Source organism: Rhodococcus sp. NPDC047139, assembly GCF_040643435.1.
Taxonomy (GTDB): domain Bacteria; phylum Actinomycetota; class Actinomycetes; order Mycobacteriales; family Mycobacteriaceae; genus Rhodococcus.
In genome coordinates this window covers 353,765-361,723 of sequence record NZ_JBEYUH010000004.1, presented here as the reverse complement: position 1 = coordinate 361,723, position 7,959 = coordinate 353,765, and the positions used below count along the sequence as shown (strand labels likewise).

Annotated in this window: 10 protein-coding genes; 6 read left to right on the top strand and 4 right to left on the bottom strand. The window is 64.5% G+C overall.

Annotated elements, in window-relative coordinates:
- A partial coding sequence (gene fgd / locus ABZ789_RS07500) for a glucose-6-phosphate dehydrogenase (coenzyme-F420) (RefSeq protein ID WP_358421230.1) occupies positions 1–725 on the bottom strand: 725 nt, incomplete at its 3' end.
- Between the two features lie 190 nt (positions 726–915).
- On the opposite strand from fgd, the gene ABZ789_RS07495 reads away from it, so the two are divergent.
- From ABZ789_RS07495 to ABZ789_RS07485, 3 genes are read left to right on the top strand one after another with little or no spacing between them, the layout of a single operon-like run.
- Positions 916–1,668 (top strand): DeoR/GlpR family DNA-binding transcription regulator, encoded by a 753-nt coding sequence (locus tag ABZ789_RS07495; protein ID WP_358421227.1) that lies wholly within the window; start codon positions 916–918, stop codon positions 1,666–1,668.
- Between the two features lie 38 nt (positions 1,669–1,706).
- Positions 1,707–2,048, top strand: a complete 342-nt coding sequence (locus tag ABZ789_RS07490) for a metalloregulator ArsR/SmtB family transcription factor (RefSeq protein ID WP_358421224.1) — start codon at positions 1,707–1,709, stop codon at positions 2,046–2,048.
- 3 nt (positions 2,049–2,051) lie between these two features.
- The gene (locus ABZ789_RS07485; RefSeq protein WP_358421221.1) at positions 2,052–2,540 is read left to right on the top strand and encodes an SRPBCC domain-containing protein; all 489 of its coding nucleotides are present in this window, start codon (positions 2,052–2,054) and stop codon (positions 2,538–2,540) included.
- A gap of 117 nt (positions 2,541–2,657) precedes the next feature.
- On the opposite strand, the gene ABZ789_RS07480 is transcribed toward ABZ789_RS07485, so the two are convergent.
- Positions 2,658–3,548, bottom strand: a complete 891-nt coding sequence (locus tag ABZ789_RS07480) for an Ig-like domain-containing protein (RefSeq protein WP_358421218.1) — start codon at positions 3,546–3,548, stop codon at positions 2,658–2,660.
- A 305-nt stretch (positions 3,549–3,853) separates the two neighbouring features.
- On the opposite strand from ABZ789_RS07480, the gene ABZ789_RS07475 reads away from it, so the two are divergent.
- Positions 3,854–4,354, top strand: a complete 501-nt coding sequence (locus ABZ789_RS07475; RefSeq protein ID WP_358421215.1) for a DUF6328 family protein — start codon at positions 3,854–3,856, stop codon at positions 4,352–4,354.
- Positions 4,355–4,460: 106 nt separating this feature from the next.
- Here ABZ789_RS07475 and ABZ789_RS07470 read toward each other — a convergent pair whose 3' ends face one another.
- The gene (locus tag ABZ789_RS07470) at positions 4,461–5,081 is read right to left on the bottom strand and encodes an antibiotic biosynthesis monooxygenase (RefSeq protein ID WP_358421212.1); all 621 of its coding nucleotides are present in this window, start codon (positions 5,079–5,081) and stop codon (positions 4,461–4,463) included.
- A 275-nt stretch (positions 5,082–5,356) separates the two neighbouring features.
- Between ABZ789_RS07470 and ABZ789_RS07465 the strand changes: the two genes are divergently transcribed.
- On the top strand, positions 5,357–6,709 hold the full coding sequence (locus ABZ789_RS07465) for a wax ester/triacylglycerol synthase domain-containing protein (RefSeq protein ID WP_358421209.1): 1,353 nt from the start codon (positions 5,357–5,359) through the stop codon (positions 6,707–6,709).
- A gap of 45 nt (positions 6,710–6,754) precedes the next feature.
- Positions 6,755–7,192, top strand: coding sequence for a PaaI family thioesterase (locus tag ABZ789_RS07460; RefSeq protein WP_358421206.1), 438 nt, complete (start codon positions 6,755–6,757; stop codon positions 7,190–7,192).
- 14 nt (positions 7,193–7,206) lie between these two features.
- Here the strand turns inward: ABZ789_RS07460 and ABZ789_RS07455 are convergent, their stop codons facing one another.
- A complete protein-coding gene (locus ABZ789_RS07455) occupies positions 7,207–7,908 on the bottom strand; it encodes a GAF and ANTAR domain-containing protein (protein ID WP_358421203.1) in 702 nt (233 codons plus the stop codon).
- Between the last annotated feature and the right edge of the window lie 51 nt (positions 7,909–7,959).

Genomic DNA, 7,959 nt, shown 5'->3' with positions numbered 1-7,959 from the left:
TCCAGCGCCTTGTCCGGATCGGTGTCGTACGAAATCTTGATCTCGATCATCTTGTCGATCTGCGCCACATCCCGCTCGGCCTTGCCCGCACCCTCGGCCACCGCCGGCAGAAGTTTGTCGGTATACAGCTCCATCCCCTTCCCCGAGGTGCAGATGAACCCGTCCCCGGCCCGCCCCGCATACCGCGCCACCACCGGACCCCCGGCCGCGATATAGACCGGAACCCCCTGCTCGGGCACGTCGTAGATCGACGCCCCCTTCGTCGAGTAGAACTCCCCCTCGAAATCCACCCGATCCCCGCCCCACAACTCCCGCATCAACCGCACCGACTCCCGCAACCGGGCGAAACGCTCCTTGAACTCCGGCCACTGACCCGAATACCCGGTCGCGATCTCGTTGAGCGCCTCCCCGGTACCCACCCCGAGGAAGATCCGCCCCGGATACAGACACCCCATCGTCGCGAACGCCTGCGCGATCACCGCCGGGTTGTACCGGAACGTCGGGGTCAGCACCGAAGTGCCCAACTGCAACCGCTGCGTGCGCTCCCCCACCGCGGTCATCCACGCCAGCGAGAACGGGGCATGCCCACCGTTGTGCCGCCACGGCTGGAAATGATCCGACACCGTCGCCGAATCCATCCCGTGCGCCTCGGCCAGCACACCCAACTCCACCAACTCCCGCGGACCGAACTGCTCCGCCGACGCCTTGTATCCCAGTTTCAGCATTACCGTGCAACCTCCGAACAACGTGGTGCCAGCGACACGAACACGCGCAATCGCGCAAATCCTGCACGAAATCATGCACATCAGGTGCAGACAGTGTCAATATCTATGCAGCGGTGTGTCGTATGTGCGTTATGGTCGTGCACCGAACCGCGCCCGAGAATCCCGACGCCCGAGAACCACAGGAGTATTCGTGTCCGCGACCGCACGGCGACGTGAGATCTTCCACCGCATCCTCGCCGACGGATACGTCGATGCGAAGACGCTGTCGGCCGACCTCGGCGTCGACACCTCCACAATCCGCCGGGATCTCGATGCTCTCGCTCGCGAAGGCAAGGTCGAACGCACACACGGAGGCGCGAAGGCCGTCGAGGGAGCCGGTCACGAAGTGCCGTACGCGCTCAAAAAGGACGTGCGTCGCAGGGAGAAGACCGCCATCGCCGAGGTGGCGGCCGCGATGGTCTCGGACGGCGACAGTGTGGTACTCGACAGCGGATCCACCACCTACGAAGTAGCCGTCGCCCTGCGGCGCAAGTCGTCACTGACAGTGCTCACCAACGACCTGCGTATCGCGAAGTACGTGGCGACTTTCCCGGACGTGCGGCTACTCGTCTCCGGAGGAGAGCTGCTCGGCTCCGTCTACACATTGATCGGCGAACATGCCGCACAGTTCATGTCGCACTACTCCGCCGATTGGGCCTTCCTCGGGGCCGACGCAGTCCACCCCGTCGCCGGTATCACCAACACCAACACGCTCGAGATTCCGGTCAAACGTGCGATGCTCGAGTGTGCCGGCAAAGCGGTTGCCGTAGCGGATCATTCGAAGTTCGGACACCGCGCCCTCGCCAGGGTTGCCGCAATCGACGAGCTCACGTGCATCATCACCGACGACGGTCTCGATGACGACGAGCGGGCGCTCTACGGCGACCGCCTCGTTATCGCATGAGGTCTTGACATACAACTATTCGGTTGTATGTTTGAGGAGTGAGTGGAAAAGACGAGGATCGGGCCGACGCCCTGTTCCACGCGCTCGCCGACCGGACCCGGCGCGACATCATGCGACGTGTCCTGGCCGGGGAGCACTCGGTCTCCGCTCTCGCGGCGAACTACGACATGTCCTTTGCCGCGGTTCAGAAACACGTCGCCGTGCTGGAGAAGGCCGGCCTGCTCGTGAAGCGACGCAGCGGTCGCGAGCAGTTGGCCAGTGGTGACGTGACGGCAGTGCGGTCGGTGGCGTCCATGCTCACCGAGCTGGAGCAGATCTGGCGCGGTCGCATCGCGCGCATCGACGAACTCATCGCATCCGAATCCTCCGAGAAGGGCTGAGAAATGCCTGTAACCCACGTCCGGCACGACCCCGACAATCTGAGCCTGACCATCACCGCCGAGTTCGCCGCCCCAGTGGCACGAATCTGGCAGATCTACGCCGACCCTCGCCAGCTCGAGAAGGTTTGGGGGCCACCGACCTTCCCGGCCACGGTGGTCGAGCACGATCTGAAGCCCGGCACCCGCACCACCTATTACATGACGAGTCCCGAAGGCGAGAAATACGCCGGATACTGGGAGATCACGTCCGTCGACGAGCCGAACAGTTTCTCGTTCCTCGACGGATTCGCAGACCCGGACTTCACTCCGAAGCCGGAACTGCCCGTCGCCGAGAACGTCTATACCTTCGCCGAGCACGAAGGTGGCACTCGCGCAACCTATGTCAGCACGTACGGGAGCGCCGAAGCGCTTCAGCAGGTGCTGGACATGGGCGCGCTCGAGGGTGCCTCGTCCGCCATCAACCAGATCGACGAGCTGGTCGGGGCGCGGTAGGGCCGATCACCCGAACTGCATTCGCCTTCCGAAAGGCCGACGCCCCCTACGCTTCCGGACGCACGTTGCGGACCGGAGTGCAGGGGGCGTCGCCCGAAGCCTCGTAAGGGCAGGCGGTCAGAGATTCCAGTCGCCGAGGCCGTCCCAGCCGTTGAGGGTGCCGCCCTCGGTGTTCTGCACGATCACCGGGTCGCCCTTCTTGGCGTTCTCGTAGAACCACTTGCCGTCCTCGGTGCTCACGTTGAGGCAACCGTGACTGACGTTGGTGTTGCCCTGTGCGTCGACCGACCACGGCGCGGCGTGGAGGAAGATGCCGCTGTTGGAGAGCCGCGTCGCATATTCGACGTAGGTGCGGTAGCCCTCGGGGCTGTCGACGGGGACCCCGTAGGTCGAGGAGTCCATGTACATGTCGCGATATTTCTCGGCGACGATGTACGTGCCGTTCGGAGTGTCGTAACCGGGCTTGCCCAAGGACGTCGGCATGGTACGTACGACCTCACCGTTACGTGTGATGGTGATGGTCTTCGTGTTGTTGTCCGCCACCGTCACCAGTGCATCGCCGATGGTGAACGACGACTGCGTGTCGCCGGCCTTGACGTTGACGGTGGTGTTCGCGGGCCAGAACTCGAACGGCTTCCAGCGCACCTGTGTATTCGATGCCCAGTAGAAGTGACCGTCTACGGGCGGATTCGAGGTGACGCGAATGGCGCGCTCGGCGGCAGCACGATCTTCGACGGCCTCGTTGAACCGGATGATGATCGGCTGCGCGATGCCCACCGTTTCCCCGTTGGTCGGGTCGACGGAAGGAGCGGAGAAGGGGGCGGGCGGCTCGGGCGCGACCTGCACCGGCAGCTGAGGTGGCGTCACTCCCGGCGGGGTGAGCCCTTCGACCAGCTCCTGGACACTGGGAAGCTCCGGCCCACCGGGCCACAACGGTGCCGCACTCGCGGGGCCGGCAGCCGCCAGTGCCACCGCGGCTGCTCCCGCGAATGCCGCGCCGATTCGCATGTATCGGCGGCCAGTGCGGCGACGGTTCGACAAAGCTCGCTTTTCGAACATTCCACAACCCATCGTTCAGTGGTGCGCCGCGTCCAAATTCCCCTGCGCGGCGTGATCGTACCTTTTCATTAGACACAAAATGATAACGACGTGCCAGTTCGAGACCGTTCGGTTTCAGGGTTGTCCCAGTTCAGCGAGCTGCGGGGCTGTTTCGAGTTCAGGTTCGAAGATCAGCGAGGATAACAATCCGAGAAGATGCCCGCATGCTGCACCGCATTGGTTCGATCGCTCCGGAAACTGGGCACTGCTGATGAATGGACGAGGTACTCCGTCGCCACGACGCTGCGTGGAACTTCCGGGAGCGCGGTGAAACCGAGACCCAGCGACTCGACCGCAACTGGAACAATCTGCTGCAGGAGTTACGCGTAGTGCAGACCGGCGTTCAGCTCCTGACAGGATTCCTGCTGACCCTGCCGTTTCAGGAACGATTCGAGGAACTGTCCGACGCACAAGAAGTGATCTACCTGGTCACTGTCGCCCTTTCGGTCAGTGCGGTGATCTTGCTCGTCGCACCGGTCGGACTGCACCGACTGTTGTTCAGACGACACGCTCTGGCCACGCTCGTTGCAACCGCGCAACGACTGGCAATCGCAGGCATCGCCGTCCTGGGCCTCGCCCTCGTCGGCGTCGTCCTGCTGATCTTCGGCTTCGTCGCCGATATGACCACCGGAATCGTCGTGGCCGTCGTGGCGATGCTGATGTTCTTCGGATTCTGGACGCTTCCGTCACTACGGAATCGTCACGGTACCAAATAGAATCTGGAGACCGCACCGCCGATCATGCCTTGACGCGAGGCATACGGATCGCCGAATGCGCTGTCCGACATGGGCGGACAGAAGCTGTCCGTCCCACATTGTCGTTTCAGGCGATTTCGGGGACGTGCAGATGCGCGATGGCCAGTTCGAACTCGCCGGTATCGACCAACCTCGCTCCCACACCGCGAGCCATCTCGGTATGGATGCTGTCCACGCGTTCCCTGTTGCTGTCCATCGCCTCGGCGCTGTCGAACGTCAGCGAAGCGACCCCGCGACCGGTGGCGCGGTCGAGCATCAGACCTACACTGCAGAATCCGTCGAGTTCCTCCACCTTCGGCAATGACGTCGTCTTCCACATGTGCACCACACAGTCGGCCTGAGTCGGTTCGACCTGAATCCACGTCACCCGACAGCAGGCTCCGCGACGTGTGCGGTGGTCGCGGTGCAATGCAACGATCTCCCATCGCGCCACCTCCGTGGCGCCGTGGAACATCCTGGCCCCCTCGTCCCGGAGCATGCGTATCAGGCCTTCACTGGCGCGCAGTGACGCTTCGTCCCGCCAGGAGCTGGTCACGATGCACCTCCCCGAGCCGCGATCGATCAGAAGGGACAATCCCAGACAACCCTCGATGTCCGCCAGCACCGGCATCACGATGTCGCGCACGTGCTTTATCCCGGCGTCGATGTATGACGGGTGCGCGCGGATTGTGGTCGTGCCTGCAAACATGATCGGCGTCCCTCTCCTCGGCGCGGCGACGCGGGCATCGCCGCTCGTCCCCCGTGCTTCACACTGCACGCATACTCCACCGTAGGCAATAAGCCTCCGATCCGGGCGGTGGTCGGCCGCAAAGACACCCCGCACCTGAGAATCGCTGCCGCAAGGTCGTTGCGCCGGGCAAGAATGCGCCCTTCGTCAGTCCTGTATGACTTGTTCGACCGGAATCCGCGCCGCGATCTCGGACGACCACTCCTTCCGGCAACGAAACCTGCGATCCTCGAATCGTGGCGGACGCGACCCGAATCGACCGCATAGGCCCCGGCGATCTGACCGAACTCGTCTCGGATGTCGGACCGGTTCCTCTGCATGTCGGGGCCGCGATCTTCTTTGCCGGTGACGGCGTGTCGGACCCTACGACGCTGCGGGCCGCGCTCGCCGAGCGGCTCACCGGAATCCGCCGACTGCGACAATGCCTGATAGAACCGGCACCCGGACTCGGACGGCCCTACTGGTTCGACGACGAGCACTTCGACATCGATGCGCACCTGTCCCAGGTGCCGTGCCCCGAGCCCGGCAACCGAGATGCGTCCATGACCCTCGCAGTGGAGGCACTCACCCGGCCTCTGACCCGGTCCCGGCCGCTGTGGCGAGCAATCCTCGTCACCGGCACAGCGGATCCACACGGGCACACGGCGCTGGTGGTAGTGCTGCATCATGTGCTGGCCGACGGAATCGGAGGGCTGGCGATGCTGGCGCATCTCGCCGACGGTATGAGCATCCCAGCGCGCACGCACCGGACTCACCGTCCCCCGGTCCGGCCGGGAACGGGAGAACTCCTCGTCGACAACGTGATCGAACGCCTGCGCATGCTGCGGCGGATTCCGCGAACACTTGGGGGCCTTCCTGCCGCGTGGGCAGAACTCGGACAAGGCGCGGGCGGACGTGCTCCTCGGTGTTCGTTCAACGCCCCCACGGGTGTTCGTCGTGCGGTCAGAACGGTCGAAGTCGATCTGGACGCGATCCGTCGAGGGGGACGACGACGGAACGCGACGATCAACGATGCGTTGCTGGTCGCCGTCAGTGGTGCCATGGCGACCGCTCTGCGCCGACGCGGTGAGTTCCCATCCGCTCTGGTCGTCTCGGTGCCGGTCTCCGCCCGCACTGCGACCACGAGTGGACGATTGGGCAACCAGGTCGGCGTCATGCCGATCCGGGTGCCGCTGACGGGTACACCGGCGGAACAGCTGATTTCCGTCTCCCGCAGCACCCGCAAGCAGAAGGCGAATGTGCGAGGTGCGTCGTCCACGCTGTTGGGCCCGGTGTTCCGAACGCTGGCGAGGGTCGGGGCGTTCAGTCGGTTCGTGAACCGGCAGCATCTGGTCAATTCGTTTCTGTCCGATCTGCCGGGGCCGTCGACGCCGATCACGGTCGCAGGAGCTCCGGTCACCTCGATCGTGCCGCTGATCGTCAGCACAGGAAATATCGGTGTTTCCTTCGCCGCACTTTCGTATGCCGGCAGCCTGACCGTCGTGATCACCGTCGATCCCGATCTCGTCCCCGAGATCGACTACATCGCAGAGGCCCTGCACCAGCAGTTCCGGGCGATCATCGCCTCCAGCGGTGCGTCGGCAGGGTAGCCACTTCCATGATGCGGTGGCACGGAAGAGAGTACGTTGCTGTGCATGTCCGAGGACGCGGCCGAGAACCTGACCCTGGACGACGCCCGCAAGGTGCTGGCCTCCCAGCCGTTCAGTGTGCTGCTCGGAGCCCGCCTTGCCGAACTCGGGCCGGGGCGGGCGGTGCTGGAGATACCCCTCGTACCCGAACTGCTCCAGCAATTCGGGTTCGCGCACGGCGGCGTCCTGGCCTACGCGGCGGACAATGCCCTCACCTTCGCGGCCGGAACGGCCCTCGGCCCGTCGATCGTGACGACGGGCATGACGCTCGACTATCTACGACCCGCCGGCGGGACACACCTGCGAGCGGTCGCCACAGTGGTCAGCGGGAGCAGAAGACAGGCGCTGTGCAGATGCGAGATCTACGCCGTCGCCGAGGACTCCACGCAGCAACTGTGTGCGGCCGCGCAAGGCAGCGCTCGCGTGATCGACCTGACCCGGTAGCCGCGAGCACGTCGTCAGGAGCGGGGGGATTGGGATCCCAACTCGACGATGCGGGTTGCGATGGATGCCACCGGGACATTGGATTCCTGGGACAGCGCGACCATCATCTCGAAGGCCCGATCGGCGTCCACGGCGAAACGTTCCATGAGCATGCCCTTGGCCTGGCCGATGAGATCCCGCGAGGCGATCGCCGAATGCAGCTGCAGTTGCCGGCGGGCCGAGACGAACGCGATCGCGGCATGGGCTGCGAGCACCTCTCCTACGTGGATCGACTCTTCATCGAAGACATTCGGCTCGGAGGCGAACAGGTTCAGAGCGCCGGCCTGCACGTCGTGGGCATAGAGTCGGAACGACAGGAGGCTGCGCACTCCGGCTTCGAGGGCCGCCGCGGTGAATGCCGGCCAGCGTGTCTCCACCGCCAGATCGTCACTGCAGGTGAACATACTGTCCACGGCAGCGTCCACGCACGGACCTTCTCCGAGCCGGGCCTGCAATGCGTCGATCCGCAGCGGCAGCCGGGAGGTCGCCGCGTGCGACTCGCACTTTCCGCGCCCTGCGATGACGAGTACGTCGGCACTGCCGGCACCAGGAACCAGTTCCACGGCAGCATTCGTGATTCGTTGCAGACTCGTGTCGAGATCCGTACCCGCGCTGTCGAAGGAACGGGCGAGATCGGCCATCGTGCGACTCAGCCGCTCGGGGTTCGGGTCGGTCATAGGTCACACCTTCCGAGGGGCGGTGTGCTCGGTAGACATCGACCGCAGAGA